This window comes from Flavobacterium aquariorum (assembly GCF_003254745.1).
GTDB classification, from domain to species: Bacteria; Bacteroidota; Bacteroidia; order Flavobacteriales; family Flavobacteriaceae; genus Flavobacterium; species Flavobacterium aquariorum.
Genome location: NZ_QKXH01000007.1, coordinates 109374 through 136007, shown reverse-complemented (window position 1 = coordinate 136007; position 26634 = coordinate 109374). Strand labels below are relative to the sequence as shown.

Sequence of the window (26634 nt, the reverse complement as noted above, 5' to 3'; positions counted from 1 at the left end):
TCATTTTTCACCGCTAACAAAATACATTTTCATCATCCCTCTATTTTTCGCTTCGACTTCTCCCCTATACTCGCAATCAAAAAAGTCTTTTATAATGGCGAAAGTATTTTCAGAAATATTGATTTTTCCAGGGATTGAATTCGATTCCATTCTTGATGCAATATTTACAGTATCACCCCAAATGTCATAAGCGAATTTCTTGGTTCCCACTACTCCGGCAACTACTGGCCCAGTATTAATTCCTATTCGAATATTAAATCGAGTATGATTAAGCGGGTTTTCCCGATTGGAATGCTGGACAAAACTTAATATTTCTTGGGCAGCCAAAATCATTTTATAGGCGTGATCTGCCGTAGGAAAAGGCAATCCTCCAGCGCACATATAAGAATCTCCCAATGTTTTTATTTTTTCTAAATCATACTTTTCGATAATGTCGTCAAATTTTGAAAAGTAATAATCGACACTTTCTACCAGCTTTTCTGGGGATAAATTTTCGGCGTATTGCGTAAATCCTTCAAAATCGGTAAATAATACTGTAACCGATTCAAATCTTTTGGCTACGACTTTACCACTTTCTTTAAGTTCAAGAGCCGTTTCTTCAGGAAGAATATTCAACAGCAAATTGTCTGATCTTTTTCTTTCCGCTTCAATGATAGTATTCGTTTTTTTTATAAAACGATATCTTCTAAATAAACCAATGGCCAGCAAGAAAACAAGAACTAATGAAACGATGGAAGAAATGGCAATTATTTTTTGGGTTCGTTTTTGTTGAACCATCAAATCGACTTCTGCCTGTTTTTTTGAAACCTCAAAATTAGTCCTCAAATTCCCCATTTTCTCAACCTCCTCAAGGTTTTTTACACTATCTCGATAGGTAATATATTTTTTATAATAGGTGAATGATTCTGGTACGTTTCCCGCTTGTTGAAACAATTCAGAAAGCATCAAACTTGACTTTTGGACTTGATCTTTCAATCCTTGCTTTTGTGCGATGTCCAAACTCCTTTTTGCATAATTAAGAGCAGTTTTCCATTCTTTTCGCTTAAAATAAATATCGGACATGTAAAGAAGATAATCCGATATACCGTAGTAATCCTCCTGTTTTTCTAGGATTGAAATGGCTTCTCTTATGTTTTTGATTGCCAATTCATCATTCCCTTGCTTAGCAAATACCATCCCTTTATTTCCTAAAGTGTAAGCAATACCGGTTAGATAATTTTCATTTTTAAATATTTCACCAGCCTCATTAAAGTAATTTAAAGCCAAATTGAATTTTAAATTTTTGGAATATTCATCCCCCGCATTTAGTAAAGCTGTTGCCAGTGAAAGCCGATTTGTTGTTTTTCTTAAAATTTTAATAGCTTTGTCATAATACAACTCTGCATTCTCTTTACTCCCCATAGTGGAATATACATCGGCAATAAACATATAAGACATTCCTTCTCCTATAATATATTCCGCTTTTGCAGCTGCATCAATACTCTTGAAATAAGAATCTAGAGCAATATTAAAATTCCCAATAATTCTGTTTTTATTCCCTTTTTGACTATATCCTCTATACAAGTACAAATAGTTCTTTTCGGCTTTGGATAAAGCAATGAGTTCCTCAGCATATTTTAATGACAATTCAAGGTTATTACTTTCATTAAAAGACAAATTCCTTAACAATTCCATTTTTTCAGAATTATTAAGTTTTTTTGTTTTGTAAATTTTCACAAGACTATCTGCTACTTTTTGATCTTGACCAAAAACTATAAATTGCTGAAAAAAAAGTAGAATTAAATAAATTACAATATTAGTGAAATAGCCAAATAACCGTTTTACTATCATGGATTTCCCATTAATTTTGGATCAATATGAAAACTTTTTTTATGTAAACTATCCTTATAAACACTACAATTTATTGTGTATACATCTTCTTTGTTTATTAATCTTAAATCCTCTTTGACCCGCGCTTCGACAATACTATTTGGTCCTCCGATCCCAATAATCGTTGTATCGTGAAAAAAATCAACATCATTTGGATCTTTGCTTTTTGAATGATACACAATACTATCAATTGCAATTGAATACCCTTTATCTCTAGATTTGCCTACCCATTTTACATTTTTATGGAGATAAACATGAGATACAAAATCAATCACTTTGCTATCATTTGTTTTCCCATAATTGTCATCAGTCAATTTACAATAACTATCGACTATACTATGTTCTGGTTCAATTGGTGTTACAATTGAGTTCAAATATTCGTAGAGTTTTTTGGCTTTAACCTCTAAGGTGATTTTCACTTTTCCTCCCTTTGATAAACGTATTTTTAAGAATCCTTTTTCTGTCAAGTAAAATTTTAGTTTTCTGTCCATAGCAATTTATTATTTCAGGTTTATAAATTTTTATTAACCATAAAAGCTATAATAAATTGAAAAATGGCAGATTCTTTGGGAAAAATAACTTTTAATTTTATTGATTTTTTTTTATAAAATTCAAAAACTACAAACTATTATGGATTTGCTATTAGTTTGGGATCTATTAAATATGATTTAGCCACATTATTATAATGAATACTAAATTCTATTTTATAAATATTTTGAGTTTTTGCCATTTCAATTTGGTCTTTGATCGTAGCCACAACTTTACTATTACAACCTCCTGTTCCCATGATAGTAATGTCATCTTCCAAAAAACACTTATCATTAGGATCGTTCAAATCAAAATCATAAACGATTCGGTCTATAGCCACCGAATAACCGTTATCTGTTGTTGAGCCTATCCATTCTACATTATGTCCAAGATAAACATTTGATAAAAAGCCTTGAACTTTTCCATTTTCAGAAATGCCATCATTATCATCAGATAAAGTACTCACAGTATCTATTTCTTCTTGGGATGGATTTGACATTTGATAGAGACTGCTGGCATCGACAGTCAAAACTATCTGAACATTTTTACTCATAAATTTTAGATTTAAAAGATTAATTAATTCCAATAAAATTTATAGGTTAAAAAGTCGATTTAAGGGAAGAAAAAATTAGATTTTTACTATTTTTAATCAAAGTATAATCAAATTTAATGCTTTTTAAATTAAAAATTAACAAATAACAAGAAAATATAAAAACAAAAGACTTAAAAAAAACATTTATAAAAAATAAATAAAAAATAAGAATTCAAAAGAAGTATTTTTCTTAAATTTACAACAATAACTATTTGTATTTGAATACTGTACGCGTATTTTAACACTAACTTCACTCTTAAAACCAAGGAAAATATGAAATCACCATTAACAAGAAGTTTGCGCAAGCAAAGACCAACAAATAATAAAGTGATAACATATATGATCGATAACAAATAAATTTTACATATATGAAATTCAACCAAGAGCCTATTGACTGGAAAGAAATATTCGAACTGAAAAACATCATTCTCAATTTGGTTGGAGTTGCTTTCATCACATTGGCTTTAAAAGGTTTTATGATTCCCAATAAATTTTTGGACGGTGGGGTTATAGGAGCTTCAATACTCATACATGAAATTACTCACATCTCTTTTGGTATTTTAGTATTGGTATTGAATATTCCCTTTTTATTTATTGGAAAAGCCGTTCTGGGTAAAACTTTTGCCATACAAAGCTTAATCACCTTTATAATGATAGCAGCCAGTATGACATTTATTGACATTCAGCCCGTAACATCAGATCGATTGTTAATTGCTCTATTTGGAGGATGCTTGATCGGAATGGGTATGGGATTTGTCATTCGGAGTGGTGCTGCCGCAGACGGAATAGAAATACTCGCCTTATTTACGACCCGAAAGATTGGTCTTAACGTATCGGAAGTTATTTTTGGAATCAACTCAGCACTATTTCTTTGTGCAGCATGGTCTTTTGGCATAAGTACCGCTTTATACTCTATAGTTACTTATTTTTCGGCTATAAAATCACTTGACTATATTGCCAATGGAATAGAACAATACACATCTTTACACATTATTTCATCCAAAAGTGAGGCCATAAAATCATTAATTGTACAAAAATTTGGAAAAGGAATTACGGTTATTAAAGGAGAAAGAGGTTATTTACCACATGCTTTCCATGAAAAAACAGATTGCGATATTATAATTACAGTTGTAACCCGATTAGAATTACTTAGGATAAAAGAAGAAGTTAGCCAATTGGATCCACATGCCTTTATGTACATTCAATACATCAAGGAAGCAAGAGGCGGTATTTTAAGAAACAAGGCTAAGCATTAGAGTATGAAAAACTGGGATTTATTGTGCCATACCGTTATGAATTCTTTAAAAGAGAACTTAGCTCCATTCTTAACCTATCATGATTGGAAACATACCGAACATGTTATAAGAATGTCCGAATATATTGCTCACAAAGAAAATAGGCCTGAAGAAGATATTGTATTAATAAAAACGGCAGCTCTATTTCATGATGCCGGATTTATCAACTCTGTTGCTGATGGACATGAAGAAGCAAGCATTCTAATGGCACAAGATAGATTGCCTCAGTTTGGATACACTAAAAATGAAATTAAAATCATTGCTGGAATGATTCAGGCGACCTCTATTCCACAAGAGCCTAAAACAAAATTAGAATCCATACTCGCCGATGCTGACCTGGAATATCTCGGCACTGATAATTTTGAACGAATAGGAACCAATCTGTATCATGAAATAAAACATACAAAACCAAATTTAAGCATATCTGAATGGAATGATATACAAATTAAGTTCCTCCAAAATCATCAATACCACACTCCGTATTGCATCCAGTATAGAAATCCAATCAAACAAAGAAATCTTGAACTACTTATTGAGCAAAAGAAAGAAAGTTAGTGTTGCAAAAACGAATCAAACTTTATTTTCATTATTTTTTAATGCAACTAATAGATCTGATAAAATCCATTACATTTACTTTTCACAACCAAAATGCATATCTGATTATGCATTTTGACATTATTTCCTAAACATATTAAATTTCAAAAAATTATGGAAGAACTAAAAAAACTAATTATTGAGTTAGAAAACAAAATATCTAACCAAGAATTACTCAATCCATTGGTTTCCAAATCTTCTGTAGGTTGGCATATTGAACATACTTTACTAACGATGAACTTAGTTATCGAATCTATTCATAAATCTACTCCCGACAATTACAAAAAAACTTTCAATTTTAATCGTTTTCTAGTATTCACACTTAATAAAATTCCAAGAGGAAAAGTCAAAGCGCCCAGAATGGTTAGACCGCAAGAGGATTTTACAACCGATTCATTAAAAAGTCATCTTGAAAAAGTAAAAATGAACCTCGAAAAATTAAACACTCTTTCTGCTAACAATTATTTTGAACATCCCTTTATGGGACAATTGAATTTGAAGCCAACGATTAGATTTATAAAAATCCATACTAAGCATCATATTAATATAATAAAAGAGATTATTGAAAGTAAAAGTTAAAATAAAAAATACTAAAAACAAATAATTGTTGTCTTCAAATTACTGGTCTTATTTGTATATTTAAACTTTTACTATAAAAAACATCACACATTACATTTATTTTAAATTAAATAGAGAATCTTTTCTTGCTAAAAATTTTTAACAGTTTTCAATTTCTGTTAGAAGTAAATTCTCATTTTTTATATCGCTTTTAAATTCTTATGTTAGAATTAATATAAAAACTGCTTTTTATTACTCCATTAAATATAACTACACAAACAAAACACGAATAAACAACAATCTAATTGACTAAAAATCAAATATTTATAATTTAATATAATTTATTTTCTTTATTTTTGTTAAAGCTTTTACTAAACTAATCATCTCAACCCCAACAAGATGAATTAAAAAGTTGATTTTATAGGACGCCCCTTCCCTTACATAACTTACATTTTTATCAATTTGCTCGATTATTTTCAAATAACAATTCAGTTTCTAGTCATACAGCAATCCTTAATTTATGTAAATGGAAAACAAATCTCTTTTAAAATCGGCAGTTCTAATGGGGGTCATAACAATTTTTATAGTGCTATGCTGGGAAATATATCTTCGCAATCTTGGTGTAAAAAATTCCTATGATGATGGTCCTCCCTTATGGTCTTATACTAGAGAAAAAGTGTATCAATCACCAAATTCAACAGTTGTTTTTATAGGCTCCTCCAGAAATAAATTTGATTTAGACATTACAACATGGAAAAATGAAACGGGCTTTGATGCTGTACAATTAGCGATTGAAGGTAGTTGTCCAAGGCCAATATTAAAAGATTTAGCCGATGACCCCAATTTTAAAGGGAAACTCATTATTGATATAACCGAGGGATTGTTTTTCTCCATTGCTCCACCTAATAATGAAAAACCAATAGAAAATATCAAATACTATCATGACAGAACCCCTGCTCAAAAAGCTAGTTTTTTCTTAAACAAACCTTTAGAATCTTTTTTTGTATTTCTCGACAAAGATAATTTTTCGCTTAATGCAAAATTAGATGAAATGGAAATTCCCAGTCGTTCTGGAGTATTCATGATGCCAATATTTCCGTGGAAATTCAACCGCAATGCATTTGATAGGCAATCGGCGATGACTAAAGATTTTGTAAATGACCCTAAATTATGCAATCAGGTAAAAGGAGTTTGGCATTTTTTTAGTGAAATGAATAAGCATGCACCTCCAATGTCAGAAAAAGGATTAGATGCGATTTTTTCATCCGTAAAAGTTGCTGTCGATAAAATAAAATCAAGAGGTGGAGAAGTATTATTTGTTAGAACCCCATCAAGTGGTCCCTATTACGATGGTGAAAACATGGCATTCCCACGAGAAAAATATTGGAACAAACTTCTTCAAATAACCAATTGTCCAGGCATTCATTTTAAAGATTACCCTGCCATTGCAAATTTCAATTGTCCTGAATTTTCTCATTTAGGTCCTGAAGATGCGAAAATTTTCACTCAACATTTCATTGAAATTCTTAAAAATGAAAAAGGTTGGGAATTTTCACTTTCGAAAAGTTCAAATTAATACTCTATAGTTATGATATTCAACTCCTATACATTTGTAGCCTTTTTTATAATTATACTTCTTTTACACCATCTTCCCATTTCATGGAAATTCAAAAAAATAAATTTGCTTATTGCCAGTTATATCTTTTATGCCGCTTGGAATCCACCATTTATACTATTGTTATGGCTTTCTACTGTAATTGACTTCTTTGTAGGTAGAGCCCTTTTCACCCAAACCAATCCACATAAGAAAAAATTTCTTTTGGTAATAAGCTTAATTGGTAATTTAGGAATGCTTTGCTTTTTTAAATATGGTACTTTCTTACTGGATAATTTTGTTTCGGTTGTCAATCTTTTGGGTTTAGAATATCATCCGGCTACACCAAACATAATACTTCCAGCTGGAATTTCATTCTATACCTTCACTACTTTATGCTACACTATAGATATGTATCATAAAAGAAGTGAACCTGTAAAATCAATGCTGGATTTTTCTTTGTTTGTTACTTTCTTTCCGCACTTAGTGGCTGGTCCTATTGTACGTCCGCCACAATTGGTTCCGCAATTTGAAACCGAAAGAATTGCTTCCAAAAAACAAATGTTCGATGGTTTATTATTACTCTCATTAGGCTTGTTTATGAAAGTAGTTTTAGCTGATGGAATGCTATCAGCTACAGCCGATGCAGTATTTAATTCAACTGATGTTTTATCTGGATTGGATGCCTGGATTGGTGTTTTTGCATTTTCTGGTCAAATATTCTTGGACTTTGCCGGATATTCTACCTGTGCCATTGGAGTAGCTTTGTGTTTAGGTTTTGTATTGCCGCAAAATTTCAATTACCCTTATGCGGCGATCGGTTTTTCTGATTTTTGGAGACGTTGGCACATTACATTATCTAGCTGGCTTAAGGATTATTTATACATTCCTCTTGGAGGAAGTCGTCATGGCAAACTCCGAACCTACTATGCCTTAATGCTCACTATGCTATTGGGAGGACTTTGGCATGGTGCAAACTGGACATTTGTTGCTTGGGGAGGCTTGCATGGTCTTTATTTATGGATTGAAAAATACCTCAGAGACCGCAAAAAAGACACCGATAATGAATCAAAGAAAATAACAAGAGATACTGGTTGGATTGGCTTTTTTTACGCACTACTCACTTTTATGTTAGTAAACATAACATGGGTATTTTTCCGTTCAGACACGTTTTCCAAAGCTTGGCAAATGCTAATTTCAATGTCCGGAACCGAAACTGGCGGAAAAGCGCTATTGACCACATTGTCAATCATTAAAGTCTTGATAATTATCCCCTCAATTATAATCACACATTGGTTTATGAGAAACACCAAAGTACTCGACGTGGCACATCAACTGAGCTGGTGGAAGCTAGGAATAGCATGGTCCACAATAATGCTATTACTAATATGGTCACAAGAAAGCGGCAGTTCCTTTATCTATTTTCAGTTTTAATCTAAAACCACTTTCCTTCCTATTTAAAAAATATTTTTTTGATTTTATAAAAAAGTAATTAAAGTTCAACCAATTAAATAAAAAAAGATGAAAGCAATTTTGACAATGTTTACGGCAATACTAGCCATAAGTTTCACTTCCTGCAAAAAAGAAAGTGATAAGGAAAAAGTACCAACTGAAAGCTCCCCCGAAAAAGTAGCAGTAAAACAAGAACCTGTTTTTGAACCTTTTAAAGTTATGGTCATAACCCATACTGTAAAAGATTTTGATACTTGGAAAAAAGCATTTGACGAGCATGAAAGTGTCAGAACCGCAAGTGGATTGACATTAAGAGCCTTGGGAAGAGACATGGATAACCCAAATAAAATTTATGTTTTCTTGAATATACAAGATTTGCAAAAAGCCAAAGATTTTGCCGCCAATCCTGAATTAAAAGATAGAATGAAAAAAGGAGGTGTAACCAGTACTCCTGACTTCAGATACGCGGATGTAATACGCTTCGAAGAATCTCCCGCTACATTAAAAGGAAGGGTTCGGGTTGGACATAAAGTAAAAGATTTTGATGCCTGGCTAAAAGCATATGATGCCGAAGGCAAAGAAACCAGAATGGATCATGGATTAGTAGACAGAGCTATTTCCAGAAGTATCGATGATCCCAATATGGTCTATGTAACTTTTGCCATAAGTGATTTAGATAAAGCAAAAGCGAGACTAGAAGACCCCGCTTTGAAAAAAATCATGACAGATGCTGGTGTAATTGGCAAACCTGAAATAACTTTCTATAATGCGGTAGAATAAACAATACCTATTCAAGAAAGCCAAACAAACTTATTTTATACCATTTTAAGTTTGTTTGGCTTTTTTGCGTAAGGGATTGAGGTGATATCCTTTATTTTTTTTCTTTAAAAAAATAAAGATAAAGCCGAAAGCCCGACCCCATAGTTAAAAATAAAGGAGGAACGACTGCGATTTTCAACTATGGGGTTACGCCCACATGAACTTTTGAGAACTGAAGAAGTAAATAAGTATCACGATTTGTCCATTGTCGATTATAAACAGCATTTTATAGAAGGTATTTTTTTTAAATGCATTTCAGCGTTTACAGGCTTTGCCAAGCAAAATAAAAACTATAAATTAGCACTTTAATAATTATAAATAAAAACAATGAAAAATACTGCTTTAACGCACATACATGAGGGTTTGGGAGCGAAAATGCTACCGTTTGCTGGATATAATATGCCAATTCTTTATGAAGGGGTAAATGCTGAACATGAGACGGTTCGAAATGCAGTAGGTGTTTTTGATGTGTCACATATGGGTGAATTTATACTTTCTGGCCCAAATGCATTGGCTTTGATCCAAAAAGTAACTTCGAATGATGCATCAACTTTGACCATTGGAAGAGCACAGTATTCTTGTTTGCCAAATAATGACGGTGGAATTGTAGATGATTTAATTATCTACAAAATGAAAGAAGAGCAATATTTACTGGTTGTAAATGCTTCAAATATTGACAAAGACTGGGATTGGATTTCGGCTCATAATGATTTGGGGGTTGAAATGAAAAATCTTTCAGATGATTATTCTTTATTGGCGATACAAGGACCAAAAGCAGTTGAGGCGATGCAGTCCTTATCTTCTATAGATTTATCGGCCATTGCTTATTACCATTTCGAAGTAGCTGATTTTGCAGGTTTCCCTAATGTTATCATTTCTGCAACTGGGTATACAGGTTCGGGTGGATTTGAAATTTATTGCAAAAACGACCAGGTAGAAACCATTTGGAACAAAGTTTTTGAGGCTGGAGCTGCTTATGGAATCAAACCTATTGGTTTGGCAGCAAGAGATACTTTGCGATTAGAAATGGGATTCTGTTTGTACGGTAACGATATTAACGATACGACGTCACCTCTAGAAGCAGGATTAGGATGGATTACCAAATTCAATAAAGAATTCACTAATTCTGACAATTTAAAAAAGCAAAAAGAACAAGGCGTAACTAAAAAATTAGTAGCTTTCGAAATGCAAGAGCGTGCAGTGCCGAGACATGACTATGAAATAGTTGACAGTTCTGGAGCTATAATTGGAATTGTAACATCTGGAACTATGTCGCCTTCCATGAACAAAGGAATTGGTTTGGGTTACGTTACAACAACTAATAGCGCAGTAGATAGTGATATTTACATTAGAATTAGAAAAAATGACGTACCTGCCAAAGTGGTAAAACTCCCATTTTATAAAAAATAAATATTTATATGAAAAAAATCACATTTGTATTTCTTTTTTCCACATTCTCACTATTTGCGCAAAATAGTGATACAAGTTGTGATATTTTATTCAAAATAAATAAATTACTCCAAAAAGAGCATTTTAGTCCAAAGCCGGTAGACGACAGTTTATCGGCTTATCTTTTTGATGAGTTATTTGACGAATTAGATCCCTCTAGAAACATTTTTTTAAAATCACAAGTTGATACATTGTCAAAAAAATATCGACTTAATCTTGACAATCTCATCTTAAAGAAAGATTGTTTTTTTATAACAGATATTAAAGATGAATATAAAAAATCACTGCTCAGAAATAAATCTATTTTAGAAAAACTCAACCGAGAAACTATTGATTTCACTATAAAAGATACGATTAGATTCAAACAAAGAGACTTTAATTTCTATTTGAAAGAAAATGATGTGGAGAAAGCCCTTAATAAAAAAATTAGGTTTGAAGTATACAATGATATCTCTGAAAAAAGTAAAAACTTAGATTCGTTGAAACTCAATTTTAATTCGATGAGCAATACATCAAAAAAGAGTATTATCGAAAATGAGCTTTGTAAAATCAATGCTTTACTTTCTGATGGCAGATCATTTGAAGACAATCTTTTTAATATTTTTTGTGGTTATTTTGACCCACATACTAATTATTTTAGTAACGACACCAAATCTAGTTTTGTATCAACTTTATCCAAAGAAAGACTTTCATTGGGATTGGGCGTCAGTCTAAATGATAAAAACGAAATTATTGTAGACGAAATTGACCCAAATGGACCAGCATTTAGGACTGGGAAAATCAAAAAAGGAGATCAAATTATTGCCGTTTCCAATCAAAAAGAAACACTTGAAGTTTCCTGTTCATCTTTGGAATCCATAGCCACTCTGATGTCATCGGAATTGAATACCAATATAACACTAACAATTAAACGAAATTCAGGAAAGAGTTTCAAAGTAAATATTGAAAAACAAGTCTTAAAAGACGAAGAAAACACAGTATACAGCTTCATAATTGATAAAGACTCCAAGATCGGCTATATAAAAATACCTAGTTTCTACTCTAATTTTGAAGGAGGAAACAGTAAGGGCTGCGCCCAAGATGTTGCCAAAGAAACCATTAAATTAATGAAAGACAATGTTAAAGGGTTGGTTCTTGATTTGACAGATAATGGAGGAGGGTCAATGGAAGAAGCTGTAAAGTTAGCCGGCTTATTTATTGATTATGGACCAATATCCATAGTGGTTGATAACAAAAAAGAATTGTCCGTGATAAACGACCCGTATAGGGGAGTCATTTACAAAGGCCCAATTGTTATTATAATCAATGGAAATTCAGCCTCAGCAAGCGAGTTTTTTGCCTCAATTATGCAAGATTACAACCGAGCACTTTTGATAGGAAGCACTTCCCTAGGAAAAGCTACCATGCAAACTATTGTTCCCTTAGAAAAAGATGACGACCAACATTTTGTAAAACTGACCATTAGTAAATTTTATAGAATCACTGGAAAAAGTCATCAGGCCGTTGGAGTTATTCCAGATGTCCAAATTCCAACTATCTATCAAGATGTTTTTCAAAAAGAAAGCGGTTTTCCAACAGCCTTAAAAAATGAAAGTTTAAATTCAAGAATTCGTTTTACTCCCTATGTAAGCAATGAATTAATTGAATCTCTTGCCCAAAAAAGTAGAATTAGAGTAGCCCAAGACCCATATTTCAATTCAATTATTGCTCTAAATATGAAGATTGATGCAGTTATAAAGAAATCGAAATTTGAAATCCCAATGACATTGGAAGCAGTTTTTGAAAACCAAAACAATATTAATAATTTGTCCGAGGAAATCAATAATTTCAAAACAGATGATTTGCATTTAAACGTATCCAATTCAGAGTACAACAAATCATTACTTGAAATTTATCCTTCACTTATCGAATACAACAAAATGCAACTTGATAATTTAAAATCCAATCACTATCTTAATGAAGCAATAGCCATTATAGCCGATTACAAAACATTAAAACAAAATAAACAGAATTAATAAGCACTATTTTGCAAAAGATTTTCCGTAGGCTTTTGAAAAAATAAGGAATAGCTGTATTTTTGCAATTCAAAATAATAATAAGAAATGGGAAGAGCATTTGAGTTCCGAAAAGGTAGAAAAATGAAACGTTGGTCTGCAATGGCCAAAGCCTTTACCAGAATTGGTAAAGATATTGTAATGGCGGTAAAAGAAGGTGGCCCAAATCCTGAAGCCAATTCAAGATTAAGAGCCGTAATTCAAAATGCCAAGGCAGCCAACATGCCTAAAGAAAATGTCGAACGCGCGATAAAAAAAGCTACCGATAAAGACACTGCCAACTATAAAGAAGTATTATTTGAAGGTTATGCTCCTCACGGAATTGCTCTTTTAATCGAAACAGCAACGGACAACAACAATAGAACGGTAGCAAACGTTCGAAGTTATTTCAACAAATGTAATGGAACTATGGGAACGCAAGGTTCTGTAGAATTCATGTTTGACCATACTTGTAATTTTAGAATCCCAAAAGAAGGTATTGATCCAGAAGAATTAGAACTTGAATTAATTGATTTTGGAGCTGAAGAAGTTTTCGAAGATGAAGACGGAATTTTAATTTACGCTCCTTTTGGAAGTTTTGGAACTATTCAGAAAGAATTAGAAAGCAGAAAATTAGAAATATTATCTTCTGGTTTTGAAAGAATCCCACAGATTACTAAAAAATTAACTGAAGCCGAAATGGCCGATGTTGAGAAGTTAATTGAAAAAATGGAAGAAGATGATGACGTGATGAACGTTTATCATACAATGGAAGAGTAATTCTTGCAACTATATAAAATAAAAAAAGGCTGAACTTAAAAGTTTGGCCTTTTTCATTTTACTATAAACAAAATTTTTATTTAACCGTTAACTTTTGCGCGTTTGAATTTTGCGCAGAATTTTTGATTTGTAATAAATAAGTGCCTTCCGGAAGAGTAGCAATGTCAATCTGATTTCTATTACTCGAAAACACTTTTAAACCTTGTGTAGAATAAATTTCAGAAGATTTAATAATAGTTGTTTCAACAGGACTAGACAACACTAGCTCTTGTCTCACAGGAGCAACATTAGTCTTTATTGTTGCTTTTTTACCGCCTTTTTTGACAGTTGTACTTACTACAGGAATATCATTTGGAGCTAAAACAGGACTACTGTTATATAATTTCGCTACTTCATCATCAGACAAAGCAACATCATATATTTTTAAATCATCAATATCAGCATTAATACTTACAGTTTTTCCCATTTTACCAATAGCAAAAACGATACCGGAAGTCAATTTTCTTGGGCTTATCGAAGATTTAATCAGCTCCCCGTTTCTATAAATCTTTGAAGTAAGACCATCATAAGTAACTACATAATTATACCATGTATTTTGAGCAAGTGTAGTGGTTATGATTACATCATTTGCTGATCCCCAACCGGCAAGATTTAAATCAGATTTTGCAGTTGCTGTACTTTGTTGTAGCAAACCAAAATACCGTGCATTATAGGAAGATCCATAGCCCCAAACATAATTCGCAGTAGTTATATCATTGTATTTTACCCAAATTGAAACTGTTCTCGACGAATTGGCAACAGGTAAATTAAGTACTGTCACTTCCATGTAGCTATTTGTAACACGTATAGCGCTATTGGCAACACCTGTTCTATCACTTACAAATTTAGCATTACCAGAAAATGAAATATCATTTTTTGTATTACTAAATGTACCATCAAAATTAAATTCTTGGATTGGTGTTTGAGCATTAGCTAAAAAAGTAAATACAAACACAACTGTAAGGAGTAATAATCTTTTCATAGGTTGTAGGTTTAAAATTTGCTGAAATAAATAATGTGGCCTCATTTATTAATTTCAAATCTATGACTAGATTATATCTATACCTAAAAATTCCGACAAAGAGTTAAAATACTCGTTAAATCCACCAAAAAGCAATAATAAAGTTCATAATTATTACCAAACATCTAATAAAACCCACATCAAAAGCTTTACAAATCAAGACCTTATATCATTTTAATAATTAATTCAGTAAAAACCCGATCCAAAGACAAAGCAATTTTTCTACATATTAGAGTAATGTCAAACAAACTTTATCAAAAAAACAATCTAACTTTCTAACTTTCTGAAATTCTGAATTTTAGGCGCAAAAAAAACTCCAGTTTTAAACTGGAGTTTTTATATTAAATAAAAGCTGATTCTTACTTTATAAATTCAACTTTCTGAGCTTCTTCTTCATTAATACTATCAAAAAATCCTTGATCATTCATCCATTCATCACTAAACACTTTACTCATATATCGAGAACCATGATCAGGAAAGATAGCAACAACATTACTGTTTTCATCAAATTCTCCTTCTTCAGCATATTGCTTGATTGCCTGCATTACTGCACCTGAAGTATACCCAACAAATAATCCTTCTTTTCTTGTAATCTCTCTTGCAGAATGGGCACTTTCCTCATCGGACACTTTTATAAATTTATCTATTATATCAAAATCTGTAGCAGATGGGATTAAATTTTTACCTAATCCTTCTATTCTATAAGGGTAGATTTCATCATTATCAAATTCTTTAGTTTCATGGTATTTTTTTAAAACAGAACCAAAAGCATCAACACCAAGTATCTTAACATTTGGATTTTGCTCTTTTAAGTATTTAGCCGTCCCCGAAATTGTTCCTCCGGTTCCGCTACAAGCAACTAGATGCGTTATTTGACCATTTGTTTGCTTCCATATTTCTGGTCCAGTCGACTTATAATGTGCATCTATATTTAATTGATTAAAATATTGATTAATATAAACAGAACCTTTAGTTTCTTCATGCAAGCGCTTGGCTACATTATAATAAGATCGGTCATCGTCTGCAGAAACGTGTGCTGGGCAAACATACACTTTTGCCCCCAGGCTCCTTAACATATCAATTTTATCTTTTGAAGATTTTGAACTTACCGCTAGAATACAATTGTATCCTTTAATGATGCTAACCATTGCCAAACTAAATCCTGTATTCCCAGAGGTAGTTTCAATTATGGTGTCGCCCGGTGATAAAATTCCTTGCTTTTCTGCTTCTTCGATGATGTATAAAGCAATTCTATCTTTCGAAGAATGACCCGGATTAAAGGATTCAACCTTAGCGTAGAAGTTACCCTTTAAATTCTCGGTTATACTATTTAGCCTAATAAGTGGAGTATTACCTATTAACTCTAAAACATTATTATAAGCATTTATTTCTTCTTTCATAAAAAAATAGTTTATCTAAGAGCATTTTTTTAATTTACCCCGATATGATGCAAATCTAACAAAAAAAATCTAATTAGTTTTCAATTTTCTCTAAATCTAATAAAAAACTATACTCTTTTGCCAATTCCTTAATAGCTTCAAAGCGACCAGAAGCTCCACCATGTCCTGCATCCATGTTTGTATCCAAAAACAAGAGGTTATTATCTGTTTTTAAAGCCCGTAATTTAGCCACCCATTTAGCTGGTTCCCAATATTGTACTTGAGAATCATGCAATCCTGTTGACACATACATATTGGGATATTTTTGCGGCAATACATTGTCATAAGGGGAATAGGATAACATATAATCATAATACTTTCGAACGTTTGGATTTCCCCATTCATCATATTCTCCTGTTGTAAGCGGAATACTATCATCGAGCATTGTGGTTATAACATCCACAAAAGCGACTTGTGCAATAATTCCATTATATAATTCAGGCGCCATATTTACAACAACTCCCATCAATAAACCGCCGGCAGAACCACCTTCTGCATATAAATGTTTAGGTGAAGTGTATTTTTCGCCAATTAGAAACTTAGAACAATCTATAAAATCAGTAAATGTATTTATCTTTTTTAACAACTTTCCGTCCTCATACCATTGTCTTCCCAAATCTTCTCCTCCACGAATATGAGCTATAGCAAAAATAAAACCTCTATCTAATAAAGTCAATCGTGTAGATGAAAAAGTAGCATCCATAGAATGACCGTAAGAACCATAAGCATATTGAAGCAAAGGATTAGTGCCATCTTTCTTCAATCCTTTCTTATACACCATTGAAATGGGTATTTTAACACCATCTTGAGCTGTAGCCCAAACACGTTCTTCCGTATAATTATTTTTATCAAATTTCCCTCCTAAGACCTCTTGCTCCTTCTTGATTTCTTTCGTCTTAGTCCTCATATTGAAATCAATAATTGATGAAGGTGTAGTCATCGATTGGTAACCGTAACGCAATACATCTGTATCAAAATCAACATTTGAACTCGTGTAAGCTGTGTATGTTTCGCTCTCAAAAGGCAGATAATACTCCCCATCTCCACTCCAAGGCATAATTCGTATTTTATTCAAACCGTTTTCACGTTCTTCAACAACCAAAAAATCTTTGAATATCTCAATATCTTCCAATAAAACATCTTTTCTATGTGCAATTACTTCCACCCAATTTGCCTTTGAAGTTTTATTAACAGAAGTCTTCATTAATTTGAAGTTTTCGGCTTTGTCTTTATTGGTCAAAATATAAAAACTATCCCCATAATGATTGATACTGTATTCCAACCCTCTAACCCTTTTTTGAAAAATTTTAAATTCTCCATCAGGACTATCGGCATCCAAAATTTGATATTCAGTTGTAAGCGTACTGCTGGATTCTATAGCCAAATATTTTCTAGACTTGGACTTCGCAATTTCAACATTAAAAGTCTCATCTTTTTCAAAATAAACCAAAACATCATCGCTTTGTTTTGTGCCTAATTTATGCTTGAAAATTTTATCGGAACGCAACGTAACATCGTCTTGATCTGAGTAAAAAATAGTTTTATTATCATTTGCCCAAACAGCATTTCCAGTGACATTCTCAATTTTATCTTCCAGAATTTCATTGGTTTCCAGATTCTTGATTTGAATGGTATAAATGCGTCTTCCAACAATATCATAACTAAACAGTGCTAATTTATTATCTGGACTTATACTCAAAGCTCCCAATTGAAAATACGGCTTACCCATTGCCATTTCATTACAATCGAACAATATCTCTTCTTTTGCCGAAAGGCTTTCTTTTTTTCGGGAATAAATCGGGTAATCTTTCCCTTTTTCAAAACGAGTAATATAATAATATCCATTGTACAAATAAGGAACAGATTGGTCATCTTCCTTAATTCTACTTTTCATCTCTTCAAAAAGAACTTTTTGAAAATCTTTGGTATGTGCCGTTTTCGCCTGATAATAAGCATTCTCTTGATTCAAATAATCAATAACTTCAGGATTTTCTCTGTCATTTAACCAATAATAATTATCAATTCTTATTTCATTATGTTTTTTTAGCTTTTTCGGTATAATTTTGGCTATTGGAGGCTGTATAGTTTTTGACATCGCTGGTGCTGTTAATTTAATATAGATTTACAAAAATAGTATAAAGACAGCTAATAATTAATGCACTTAAACAAATTACTTCTTCATTATAAGCCCGTAATTACGTAAATTTGCATTTCAATTTTTAAAAATCAGCAAAATGGATTTAATGGGAATGATGGGTAAACTTAGAGAAACCCAACAGAAAATCGAAGATACTAAAAAACGTTTAGACACCGTACTAATTGACGAACAAAGTAGTGACAATTTATTAAAAGTTACTCTAACTGCCAATACCAAAATAAAATCAATCACTATTGATGATTCGTTATTGGAAGACAAAGAACAACTAGAAGATTACTTGATTCTAGTTTTAAACAAAGCGATAGAAAAAGCGGCTAAAATCAACCAAGCCGAATTGGATGCCGTTGCCAAAATGGACATGCCAATGATTCCTGGAATGGAAGATATGTTTAAGTAAGAAAGGGTTAAAAAATCAAAAACAAGTGTTTTCAACAAAACAAAGCCCAAATTCTGATTATAGAATTTGGGCTTTGCTATGTATGATAGAATAAATTTACTTATTACATAAAAACGTCTTAAACAACTTTAATTTTTAAACCAATTTAAACTTTTAAAAAACAATCTTCTGCAAGGTTTCCAAAACATAAGTATGCATCACTTCTTTATAATCCAGATGCGTCACAATTCTTAGTTTTCCATGTCCCAAGGCACTAATCAGAATATTTTTCTCTTTCAATTTCTCAATAAAGAATTTTTCATTCAAGCCTTCACGTAGCGAAAAAATTAAGATATTTGTTTCTACTGGTTCAATTTTTCCTATCCAAAGTTGGCGTGACAAAACTTCGGCAATTTCTCGCGCTCTTCTGTGGTCATCTACCAATTTGGCAATATTATTATCCAAAGCAAAATTTCCAGCCGCCGCCAGATATCCAACCTGACGCATACCTCCTCCTAAAATTTTTCGGATGCGCAAGGCTCTGTGAATAGTCTTTTTATCCGACAAGAGAACCGACCCAATCGGTGCTCCCAATCCTTTGGACAAACAAACCGAAATCGTATCAAACAACGCCCCAAATTCTCTCGGATGCTGTTTCTTGGCCACAATTGCATTCCAAATTCGGGCACCATCCAAATGGTATTTTAAATTATTAGCAACACAAACCGCCTTTATTTTTTTTAATTCTTCCAGATCATAACAAGCTCCTCCTCCCTTATTTGTGGTATTTTCCACACACACCAAACTCGTCAATGGACTGTGATAAAACTCAGGATCATTTATCGCTCCAGCCACTTGCTCGGCCGTAATCATTCCTCTATTTCCATCCAGTAAACAACAAGAAACACCGCTATTAAACGATACTCCTCCACCTTCATAATGATATACATGCGCGTATTTATCGGCAATTAATTGCTCCCCAGGCTGGGTATGTAACTTAATCGCTGTTTGATTAGCCATAGTTCCCGACGGGAAAAAAAGCCCCGCCTCCATACCAAACATTGCAGCCAATCGTGCTTCAAGAGCAATTACCGTAGGATCTTGCTTGTATACATCGTCCCCCACTTCGGCATTAAACATGTATTGCAACATTTCAACCGATGGCTTAGTAATCGTATCGCTTATCAAATTTATTTCCATAATCTAAAAACTAAATCCTATTTTTGCATTCAAAACTAGTAAAATTATTAGGAGCTAATCCTGCTATCCGCTGCAATCTTTTCTATTTTTAAAGAAAAAATAGAAAAGGATTTCCACTGCTATCAGGGCTAATACTGCTAACCCAATAATTTTCGACACAAAACTACTATAATTTATGACAACTACCGAACAAATAAAAGGTATTGTGGAACGCCTTGGTGCGTTGAGGAGGTATCTTTGACGTTGATGCCAAGCTTATCGAAATTGCCAACGAAGAAGAGAAAACTTTTGCTCCCGAATTTTGGAACAATGCAAAAGAAGCCGAAATCATTGTAAAAAACCTTAGAAGCAAAAAGAAATGGATTGAAGATTACAACAAAGCTGTCGATATGACAGAGGAGTTGCAACTTGCTTATGATTTCTACAAAGAAGGAGAACTAACCGTCGAAGAACTAGACAGTCAGTACGATTTAACTCAAGCTCATATTGAAGCTATAGAGTTCAAAAATATGCTTTCGGAAGAAGGTGATTCTTTGAGTGCCGTACTTCAAATTACAGCCGGAGCCGGTGGTACCGAAAGTTGTGATTGGGCAGAAATGCTCATGCGTATGTACATGATGTGGGCCGAAAAAGAAGGTTACAAAATCAGGGAACTGAATTTCCAAAAAGGAGATGCAGCAGGAATAAAAACCGTAACTCTCGAAATAGAAGGTGATTATTCTTTTGGATACCTCAAAGGCGAAAATGGAGTTCACCGATTGGTGCGCATCTCCCCTTTTGACAGTAATGCCAAAAGGCATACATCTTTTGCGTCGGTTTATGTGTATCCATTGGTTGACGACACGATTGAAATTGAAATCAACCCTGCCGATATCGAAATCGTAACCGCGCGTTCGAGTGGTGCGGGAGGTCAAAACGTAAATAAGGTGGAAACCAAAGTGCAATTGACCCACAAACCAACTGGAATTCAGATTCAGTGTTCCGAAACTCGTTCACAACACGACAACAGAACCAGGGCGATGCAAATGTTGCGTTCTCAATTGTATGAAATTGAGCTTAAAAAACAACAAGAGCAACGCAGCGATATTGAAGCCGGAAAAATGAAAATTGAATGGGGATCACAAATACGTAATTACGTAATGCAACCATATAAACTCGTAAAAGACGTAAGAACTGGACATGAAACCAGCGACGTTGACAGCGTAATGAACGGAAATATCGATGGCTTTCTAAAAGCCTACCTGATGATGATGGGACAACGCGAAGAAGAATAGTTTGCAGTGTTCAGATAGCAGTTTCCAGTTTTCTACTAACTGAATACTGCTATCTGTTAACTGAAAACTAGAAAAAAACTACTGCCATTCAATTAATGAAACTCCAACACCAACCGTAGTTTGATCGTGATTATAATCAATCAATGAATTTCCATAACCGTGTGAAACCTGCAAGTATCCTCTAAGATTTCCTTTTATTGGATAAGCCCAGGAAAAGGTGGAACTCCCTCTCATTTTTCCATTAAAACTAAAATTATGACTTCCTATAAAAGTTAAAACACTTCGGTTTTTGGAATAAATAATATTCACATCTGCATTACCTATATAGTTTGAAATATCGGGATTATCCCCTTTGGATTCCGGAACTACATACCAAGGTCTAATGTAAATATTCCAATTTTTTCGTTCGAAACCAGTCATCATAATAACCCTATTCCAGCTTCTGGTATTGGGATAGCTTTTTCCATTTGATTCATGATCAAATGAAACACCAATCATTCTGGTCTTAAATCCAAATACATTAAACTTTACAGGAAAATTAAGAATTACTTCGGGTTCATAATTAATCTCCCGGAATGGACGTGATAATTCTGAATTATATATTTGCCAATGCGATATTTGGGTGTAAGCTACCCACAAATCGGCATGTCCCCACAAAAAACCCTGCAAAATTTTAGTTTTAAAACTCAGCTGGAATTTCATCTCGACAACATCATAATCAACCTTAGCTGGCGGGATATATTCTGGTGATGGATTTCCCGAATGGGGCTGCTCATTTGGATTACTAGTCCATACAAAAGGTAAAACATAAATAGCTTTGTAAGGAGTAACCAAAAAAGTCCCTCTAGCAGCAGTGGAGTCTAATTCCCAACGGGAAACCATGGTTTTCAGTTCAACTTTATCATTGAATAAAGCTTGAACTTGAGCATTTGATGAAAAAACAGAAAGAAAAAATAAAATGAATGAGATTTTTTTTAGCACAGCTTTAAATTTTGCCCAAATTTAGAATCACGCTAAAGACCAGCTGTTATACTTTTTGTTTTAAAATTTATATAATTCACGTTTTAGTTTTTGAATTTAAATTAATAAAAAGTATTTAAGGATAATTTAAAAATTCAAACTATAAATAAGCTCTTTAGATTTAAAATCACTTACAAATTTTACATTAACCATCTCTAAAACGATATCGCTCAAGAAACTGATAAATAATAATATACAAACACAATATATAACATTCAAACGCACAATTTAACAAACAAATTATTTAAATTTGTTAGGTATCAAACTTTAAATACCTGCAAAATATGAGTAAGAGTTTACCCGAAAAATACAAACATCCATACGCATTTGATAAAAAATATAAAAAGTCAGCAGTCTATTTCTCCATGGAATTTGCAATCGATCAATGCCTTAAAATCTATTCTGGAGGATTGGGTTTTTTAGCAGGATCGCACATGCGTTCTGCATATGATTTAAAACAAAACTTAATCGGAATCGGAATTTTGTGGAAAAAAGGATATTATGACCAATACCTAAAAGAAGATCTTTCGATGGGTTCACTTTTCAGGGAAAAGAACTATAGCTTCCTTGAAGATACCAACATACGATTCACCATAAAAATAAACAATCATGATGTTTGGATTAGGGCTTATTTCCTGAAACCGGAAATCTTTGGGACGGTGCCCATGTTTTTCCTCTCCACTGACTTGCCAGAGAACGATTATCTGGCCAAATCAACAACATTCAGATTATACGATTCTGATCCAAGTGCCAAAATAGCCCAAACAATGGTTTTAGGATTAGGCGGAGCCAAATTATTGGACGCTTTGGACTACGAACCGGATATCTATCATTTGAATGAAGCACATGCCGTTTCTTCAGTCTTTCATTTGTACAATAAATACAAAAGCGTTGAAAAAATCAGAGAAAAAATGGTTTTTACTACCCACACTCCAGAAGAAGCCGGAAATGAAAAACACGATATTTATCTACTCGAAAATTTAAGTTTTTTTGACGGTATACCTCTAGAAACTGTTAGAGAAATAACAGGAATTCAAGACAACACTTTCAACCACTCCCTAGTGGCATTACGATTGAGCCACAAAGCAAATGGAGTATCCAAATTGCACGGAGAAGTTTCTAGGGATATGTGGAAAGATTTCAGCGGAATTTGTCCAATAACGCATATCACCAATGCCCAGAACAAAAAGTACTGGGTAGATCCTTGGCTAGATGATGCTCATGCAAGTAAAGACCGGGAAGAATTAATAAATCGAAAAAAGAGACTTAAAACCAAACTATTTGAAGTTGTAGCAGATCAAACAGGAAAAATATTTGACCCCGAAATTCTTACTATTGTATGGGCAAGGCGCTTTGCAGATTATAAAAGACCCGATTTGATTACTCGCAATTTTGAAAAATTCAAAAGTTTAATGAACGATACCGAAAGACCTATTCAAATTATTTTTGCAGGCAAACCATACCCAACAGATTATGGAGCCATTCATAATTTTGACAATCTTTCGCATATCAGTAAAGAATTCAAGAATATGGCGGTGCTTATAGGTCATGAATTAAAATTATCCCGTCAATTAAAGAAAGGATCCGATATTTGGCTAAACAATCCAAGAGTAACCAGAGAAGCTTCCGGAACATCGGGAGTAACTGCCGCTATGAATGGTTCCATTAATTTTTCGACTAATGACGGATGGGTTCGTGAATTCAAAGATTTAAATCAAACCAAAAATTCGTTTGTGTTACCAATTGTCGATCACAATTTACCTTCTTACCAACAAGATCAAATGGATTTAGATAATTTATATCGAATGCTGGAAGACGAAATACTGCCGTTATATTACGACACACCCGAAGAATGGTGGGATCTGGTAGAAACTAGCATGAAACAAATTGTACCCTATTTTGATTCTGCCCGAATGGTCGACGAATATTATACAAAAATGTACAACTAAATCCATAATTTTAGAATTAAAATTAAATATTGAACCTCGTTATCTGGAAAAATAGCGAGGTTTTTATTTTTATATGATTTTAAAGAACATTAAATTGCTAAAAATTTAAAAATTTTCATATAAATAGAAAAATTTCAATCGTTTTCGTAAATTAGCACTCTTTACAAAAAATACATTTTACACCTATGGATTTAAACTTCAATAAAAACGAAGATCACAATAAACTTTTACTGTCTGAACTCAGACAAAAATTTGCCAAAGTCAAACTTGGAGGTGGCGAAAAACGAATCGAAAAACTTCACGCCGAAGGCAAAATGACTGCCAGGGAACGTATTGATTATCTATTGGACGAGAATGCAAAATCTATTGAGATTGGCGCTTTTGCAGGTAAAAAAATGTACGCTGAACATGGAGGATGCCCATCAGGAGGTGTAATTGTCAAAATAGGATACATCAAAGGAAAACAATGCATTGTCGTAGCTAATGATGCCACTGTAAAAGCAGGTGCTTGGTTCCCTATTACTGCAAAGAAAAACCTTAGAGCACAGGAAATTGCAATGGAAAATCGTTTACCAATCATCTACTTGGTGGATAGTGCTGGTGTTTATTTGCCATTGCAAGACGAAATTTTTCCAGACAAGGAACATTTTGGTCGTATTTTTAGAAACAACGCCATAATGAGCAGTATGGGAATTACACAAATTGCGGCAGTAATGGGTAGTTGTGTTGCTGGAGGTGCTTACCTGCCTATTATGAGTGATGAAGCTCTAATTGTAGACAAAACAGGAAGTATTTTCTTGGCCGGAAGTTATTTGGTCAAAGCTGCCATTGGCGAAAGTATCGATAATGAAACTTTGGGTGGAGCGACAACACATTGTGAGATTTCTGGAGTAACAGATTACAAAGCAAAAGATGACAAAGATGCATTAGACAAAATAAAAAATATTGTCGATAAAATCGGTGATTTTGACAAAGCAGGATTCAATCGCATCAAAGCAGAAAAACCTGCCTTAGACGAAAAAGACATCTACGGCATTTTGCCAAAAGCCAGAAACGAACAATATGACATGATGGAAATCATCAATCGATTGGTAGATAATTCTGAATTTGAAGCATACAAAGAAGGTTATGGTCAATCGCTTATTACGGGTTATGCCAGAATTGACGGCTGGGCCGTCGGAATAGTTGCCAATCAAAGAAAAGTGGTTAAAACAACCAAAGGTGAAATGCAATTTGGCGGTGTAATCTATTCGGATTCTGCAGATAAAGCAACCCGATTCATTGCCAATTGCAATCAAAAGAAAATTCCATTGGTTTTTGTTCAAGATGTGACTGGATTCATGGTCGGTTCAAAATCCGAACATGGCGGAATCATAAAAGACGGCGCCAAAATGGTAAATGCCGTTTCCAATTCGGTGGTACCGAAATTCACCGTCGTAGTTGGAAATTCATATGGTGCGGGAAACTATGCCATGTGCGGTAAAGCATTCGACCCTCGATTAATCTTTGCTTGGCCAAGTGCAGAACTGGCTGTAATGGGAGGTACACAAGCAGCCAAAGTATTGGCACAGATTGAAGCTTCTTCTCTAAAAGGAAAAGGCGAAATTGTGGACGAAGCCAAAGAAGCCGAATTATTTGCCAAAATTAAAGCCCGTTATGACGAACAGGTTTCCCCTTATTATGCCGCCGCTCATTTATGGACGGATGCAATTATAGACCCTCTAGAAACTAGAACTTGGATATCTATGGGTATTGAAGCCGCTAACCACGCTCCTATCGAAAAGAAATTTAATTTAGGTGTAATTCAGGTTTAATAGTAAATTAATTCAGGTTTTTGAAGATTTTATAAAACTCCTATTTTTTAGGAGTTTTTTTTATAAAAAAAACAGAAAATAACCAACTACACAAGACTTAAAATAAACCTCCTTTAAAAAACAGTAAACGATCAAGTATACTATTTTTATCAACACCCTTTTATTAATAGTATAATTACAATATTAAATAAAAGAGATATCAATAATAAATATCACAAAATACTATTCATATATCATTAATTATTAGTAACTTAGTGTAACTAATTTAAAACTTAAGACAATATGAACAATGTAAAAAGCTTAAATAAGTGGGCCAATGCACATACTTATTTACCCGTGGATTTACTTAGAATGGCTCTTGGCGTTTTTCTATTTATGAAAGGAGTCTATTTCTTTTCAAACATTCAATATTTAGTTGACTTATTAACACCAATAGACAAAATAGACCGTATTGGAGCTGGTATGTTTCTAATTCATTATATAGCACCAGCACATTTAATTGGAGGTATTTTAATTTTCTTTGGCCTGCTGACACGTTGGGCCATCATATCTCAATTACCTATTTTAATCTGCGCCATTATTATTAATTTTATGGGACAAATGCATCACCAAAATTTACTATTAGCAATACTAACACTAGCAGTATGCATATTTTTCCTAATCTACGGAAGCGGAAAAAATTCGGCGGATTATTTTTTTAAAATGCAAAAATGATTCGAACCAAAATTTATATCAAAACAAAAAAGAGAGGAATAACCATCCTCTCTTTTTTATTTGTATC

The 26634-nt window shown here is 33.3% G+C and carries 22 protein-coding genes; 14 read left to right on the top strand and 8 right to left on the bottom strand.

Annotated elements, in window-relative coordinates:
• The 3 genes from DOS84_RS12095 to DOS84_RS12085 form a co-directional block, all read right to left on the bottom strand.
• Positions 1-1830, bottom strand: a complete 1830-nt coding sequence (locus DOS84_RS12095) for an adenylate/guanylate cyclase domain-containing protein (protein ID WP_111410386.1) — start codon at positions 1828-1830, stop codon at positions 1-3.
• Entirely contained in the window at positions 1827-2360 is a 534-nt protein-coding gene (locus DOS84_RS12090; protein ID WP_111410385.1) for a hypothetical protein, read from the bottom strand. The genes DOS84_RS12095 and DOS84_RS12090 overlap by 4 nt, the downstream gene beginning before the upstream one ends.
• A 137-nt stretch (positions 2361-2497) precedes the next feature.
• Positions 2498-2950, bottom strand: a complete 453-nt coding sequence (locus tag DOS84_RS12085; RefSeq protein WP_111410384.1) for a hypothetical protein — start codon at positions 2948-2950, stop codon at positions 2498-2500.
• Positions 2951-3357: 407 nt separating this feature from the next.
• Here DOS84_RS12085 and DOS84_RS12080 point away from each other — a divergent pair, with 407 nt between their 5' ends.
• The 9 genes from DOS84_RS12080 to DOS84_RS12040 all read left to right on the top strand — a co-directional run bounded on the left by DOS84_RS12080 (position 3358) and on the right by DOS84_RS12040 (position 13563).
• The gene (locus tag DOS84_RS12080; RefSeq protein WP_111410383.1) at positions 3358-4245 is read left to right on the top strand and encodes a YitT family protein; all 888 of its coding nucleotides are present in this window, start codon (positions 3358-3360) and stop codon (positions 4243-4245) included.
• A gap of 3 nt (positions 4246-4248) precedes the next feature.
• Positions 4249-4839 (top strand): HD domain-containing protein, encoded by a 591-nt coding sequence (locus DOS84_RS12075; RefSeq protein ID WP_111410382.1) that lies wholly within the window; start codon positions 4249-4251, stop codon positions 4837-4839.
• Positions 4840-4992: 153 nt separating this feature from the next.
• Positions 4993-5457, top strand: a complete 465-nt coding sequence (locus DOS84_RS12070) for a hypothetical protein (RefSeq protein ID WP_111410381.1) — start codon at positions 4993-4995, stop codon at positions 5455-5457.
• Between the two features lie 505 nt (positions 5458-5962).
• A complete protein-coding gene (locus tag DOS84_RS12065) occupies positions 5963-7012 on the top strand; it encodes a hypothetical protein (protein WP_111410380.1) in 1050 nt (349 codons plus the stop codon).
• 12 nt (positions 7013-7024) lie between these two features.
• A complete protein-coding gene (locus DOS84_RS12060; RefSeq protein WP_111410379.1) occupies positions 7025-8464 on the top strand; it encodes an MBOAT family O-acyltransferase in 1440 nt (479 codons plus the stop codon).
• A gap of 87 nt (positions 8465-8551) precedes the next feature.
• Positions 8552-9262, top strand: a complete 711-nt coding sequence (locus tag DOS84_RS12055; RefSeq protein WP_111410378.1) for a hypothetical protein — start codon at positions 8552-8554, stop codon at positions 9260-9262.
• 366 nt (positions 9263-9628) lie between these two features.
• On the top strand, positions 9629-10711 hold the full coding sequence (gcvT, locus tag DOS84_RS12050; RefSeq protein WP_111410377.1) for a glycine cleavage system aminomethyltransferase GcvT: 1083 nt from the start codon (positions 9629-9631) through the stop codon (positions 10709-10711).
• Between the two features lie 8 nt (positions 10712-10719).
• A complete protein-coding gene (locus DOS84_RS12045; protein ID WP_111410376.1) occupies positions 10720-12765 on the top strand; it encodes a S41 family peptidase in 2046 nt (681 codons plus the stop codon).
• A gap of 87 nt (positions 12766-12852) precedes the next feature.
• Complete coding sequence (locus DOS84_RS12040; protein WP_111410375.1) at positions 12853-13563, top strand: YebC/PmpR family DNA-binding transcriptional regulator; 711 nt, start codon at positions 12853-12855, stop codon at positions 13561-13563.
• Positions 13564-13639: 76 nt separating this feature from the next.
• On the opposite strand, the gene DOS84_RS12035 is transcribed toward DOS84_RS12040, so the two are convergent.
• From DOS84_RS12035 to DOS84_RS12025, 3 genes are all read right to left on the bottom strand, one after another.
• Positions 13640-14584, bottom strand: a complete 945-nt coding sequence (locus tag DOS84_RS12035; RefSeq protein ID WP_111410500.1) for a LamG domain-containing protein — start codon at positions 14582-14584, stop codon at positions 13640-13642.
• Positions 14585-14982: 398 nt separating this feature from the next.
• Positions 14983-16023: a cysteate synthase gene (gene capA / locus DOS84_RS12030; RefSeq protein ID WP_111410374.1), complete on the bottom strand. Its 1041-nt coding sequence runs from the start codon at positions 16021-16023 to the stop codon at positions 14983-14985.
• Positions 16024-16096: 73 nt separating this feature from the next.
• Positions 16097-18157 (bottom strand): S9 family peptidase, encoded by a 2061-nt coding sequence (locus tag DOS84_RS12025; RefSeq protein ID WP_111410373.1) that lies wholly within the window; start codon positions 18155-18157, stop codon positions 16097-16099.
• Positions 18158-18296: 139 nt separating this feature from the next.
• Between DOS84_RS12025 and DOS84_RS12020 the strand changes: the two genes are divergently transcribed.
• Entirely contained in the window at positions 18297-18617 is a 321-nt protein-coding gene (locus DOS84_RS12020) for a YbaB/EbfC family nucleoid-associated protein (RefSeq protein ID WP_077370337.1), read from the top strand.
• A 153-nt stretch (positions 18618-18770) separates the two neighbouring features.
• Here the strand turns inward: DOS84_RS12020 and DOS84_RS12015 are convergent, their stop codons facing one another.
• Positions 18771-19796: a threonine aldolase family protein gene (locus DOS84_RS12015; RefSeq protein ID WP_111410372.1), complete on the bottom strand. Its 1026-nt coding sequence runs from the start codon at positions 19794-19796 to the stop codon at positions 18771-18773.
• A 175-nt stretch (positions 19797-19971) separates the two neighbouring features.
• On the opposite strand from DOS84_RS12015, the gene prfB reads away from it, so the two are divergent.
• Positions 19972-21070 (top strand): peptide chain release factor 2 gene (gene prfB, locus DOS84_RS12010; RefSeq protein ID WP_111410371.1). Its coding sequence is split into 2 segments (ribosomal slippage): positions 19972-20034 and positions 20036-21070, totalling 1098 coding nucleotides; the frame shifts between segments, so codons are not numbered across the junction.
• Between the two features lie 78 nt (positions 21071-21148).
• Here the strand turns inward: prfB and DOS84_RS12005 are convergent.
• Complete coding sequence (locus DOS84_RS12005) at positions 21149-22051, bottom strand: phospholipase A (protein ID WP_243636372.1); 903 nt, start codon at positions 22049-22051, stop codon at positions 21149-21151.
• A gap of 323 nt (positions 22052-22374) precedes the next feature.
• Between DOS84_RS12005 and glgP the strand changes: the two genes are divergently transcribed.
• The 3 genes from glgP to DOS84_RS11990 all read left to right on the top strand — a co-directional run bounded on the left by glgP (position 22375) and on the right by DOS84_RS11990 (position 26567).
• A complete protein-coding gene (gene glgP, locus DOS84_RS12000; RefSeq protein ID WP_111410370.1) occupies positions 22375-24039 on the top strand; it encodes an alpha-glucan family phosphorylase in 1665 nt (554 codons plus the stop codon).
• A 185-nt stretch (positions 24040-24224) separates the two neighbouring features.
• Positions 24225-25853, top strand: coding sequence for an acyl-CoA carboxylase subunit beta (locus DOS84_RS11995; RefSeq protein WP_111410369.1), 1629 nt, complete (start codon positions 24225-24227; stop codon positions 25851-25853).
• Between the two features lie 282 nt (positions 25854-26135).
• Entirely contained in the window at positions 26136-26567 is a 432-nt protein-coding gene (locus DOS84_RS11990) for a DoxX family protein (protein ID WP_111410368.1), read from the top strand.
• The last annotated feature ends 67 nt before the right edge of the window (positions 26568-26634 follow it).

Bases quoted from the DNA above. Each gene is read 5' to 3' on its own strand.
- DOS84_RS12095 (WP_111410386.1), bottom strand. From the start codon at position 1,830: ATGATAGTAAAACGGTTATTTGGCTATTTCACTAATATTGTAATTTAT.
- DOS84_RS12090 (WP_111410385.1), bottom strand. From the start codon at position 2,360: ATGGACAGAAAACTAAAATTTTACTTGACAGAAAAAGGATTCTTAAAA.
- DOS84_RS12085 (WP_111410384.1), bottom strand. From the start codon at position 2,950: ATGAGTAAAAATGTTCAGATAGTTTTGACTGTCGATGCCAGCAGTCTC.
- DOS84_RS12080 (WP_111410383.1), top strand. From the start codon at position 3,358: ATGAAATTCAACCAAGAGCCTATTGACTGGAAAGAAATATTCGAACTG.
- DOS84_RS12075 (WP_111410382.1), top strand. From the start codon at position 4,249: ATGAAAAACTGGGATTTATTGTGCCATACCGTTATGAATTCTTTAAAA.
- DOS84_RS12070 (WP_111410381.1), top strand. From the start codon at position 4,993: ATGGAAGAACTAAAAAAACTAATTATTGAGTTAGAAAACAAAATATCT.
- DOS84_RS12065 (WP_111410380.1), top strand. From the start codon at position 5,963: ATGGAAAACAAATCTCTTTTAAAATCGGCAGTTCTAATGGGGGTCATA.
- DOS84_RS12060 (WP_111410379.1), top strand. From the start codon at position 7,025: ATGATATTCAACTCCTATACATTTGTAGCCTTTTTTATAATTATACTT.
- DOS84_RS12055 (WP_111410378.1), top strand. From the start codon at position 8,552: ATGAAAGCAATTTTGACAATGTTTACGGCAATACTAGCCATAAGTTTC.
- gcvT (WP_111410377.1), top strand. From the start codon at position 9,629: ATGAAAAATACTGCTTTAACGCACATACATGAGGGTTTGGGAGCGAAA.
- DOS84_RS12045 (WP_111410376.1), top strand. From the start codon at position 10,720: ATGAAAAAAATCACATTTGTATTTCTTTTTTCCACATTCTCACTATTT.
- DOS84_RS12040 (WP_111410375.1), top strand. From the start codon at position 12,853: ATGGGAAGAGCATTTGAGTTCCGAAAAGGTAGAAAAATGAAACGTTGG.
- DOS84_RS12035 (WP_111410500.1), bottom strand. From the start codon at position 14,584: ATGAAAAGATTATTACTCCTTACAGTTGTGTTTGTATTTACTTTTTTA.
- capA (WP_111410374.1), bottom strand. From the start codon at position 16,023: ATGAAAGAAGAAATAAATGCTTATAATAATGTTTTAGAGTTAATAGGT.
- DOS84_RS12025 (WP_111410373.1), bottom strand. From the start codon at position 18,157: ATGTCAAAAACTATACAGCCTCCAATAGCCAAAATTATACCGAAAAAG.
- DOS84_RS12020 (WP_077370337.1), top strand. From the start codon at position 18,297: ATGGATTTAATGGGAATGATGGGTAAACTTAGAGAAACCCAACAGAAA.
- DOS84_RS12015 (WP_111410372.1), bottom strand. From the start codon at position 19,796: ATGGAAATAAATTTGATAAGCGATACGATTACTAAGCCATCGGTTGAA.
- glgP (WP_111410370.1), top strand. From the start codon at position 22,375: ATGAGTAAGAGTTTACCCGAAAAATACAAACATCCATACGCATTTGAT.
- DOS84_RS11995 (WP_111410369.1), top strand. From the start codon at position 24,225: ATGGATTTAAACTTCAATAAAAACGAAGATCACAATAAACTTTTACTG.
- DOS84_RS11990 (WP_111410368.1), top strand. From the start codon at position 26,136: ATGAACAATGTAAAAAGCTTAAATAAGTGGGCCAATGCACATACTTAT.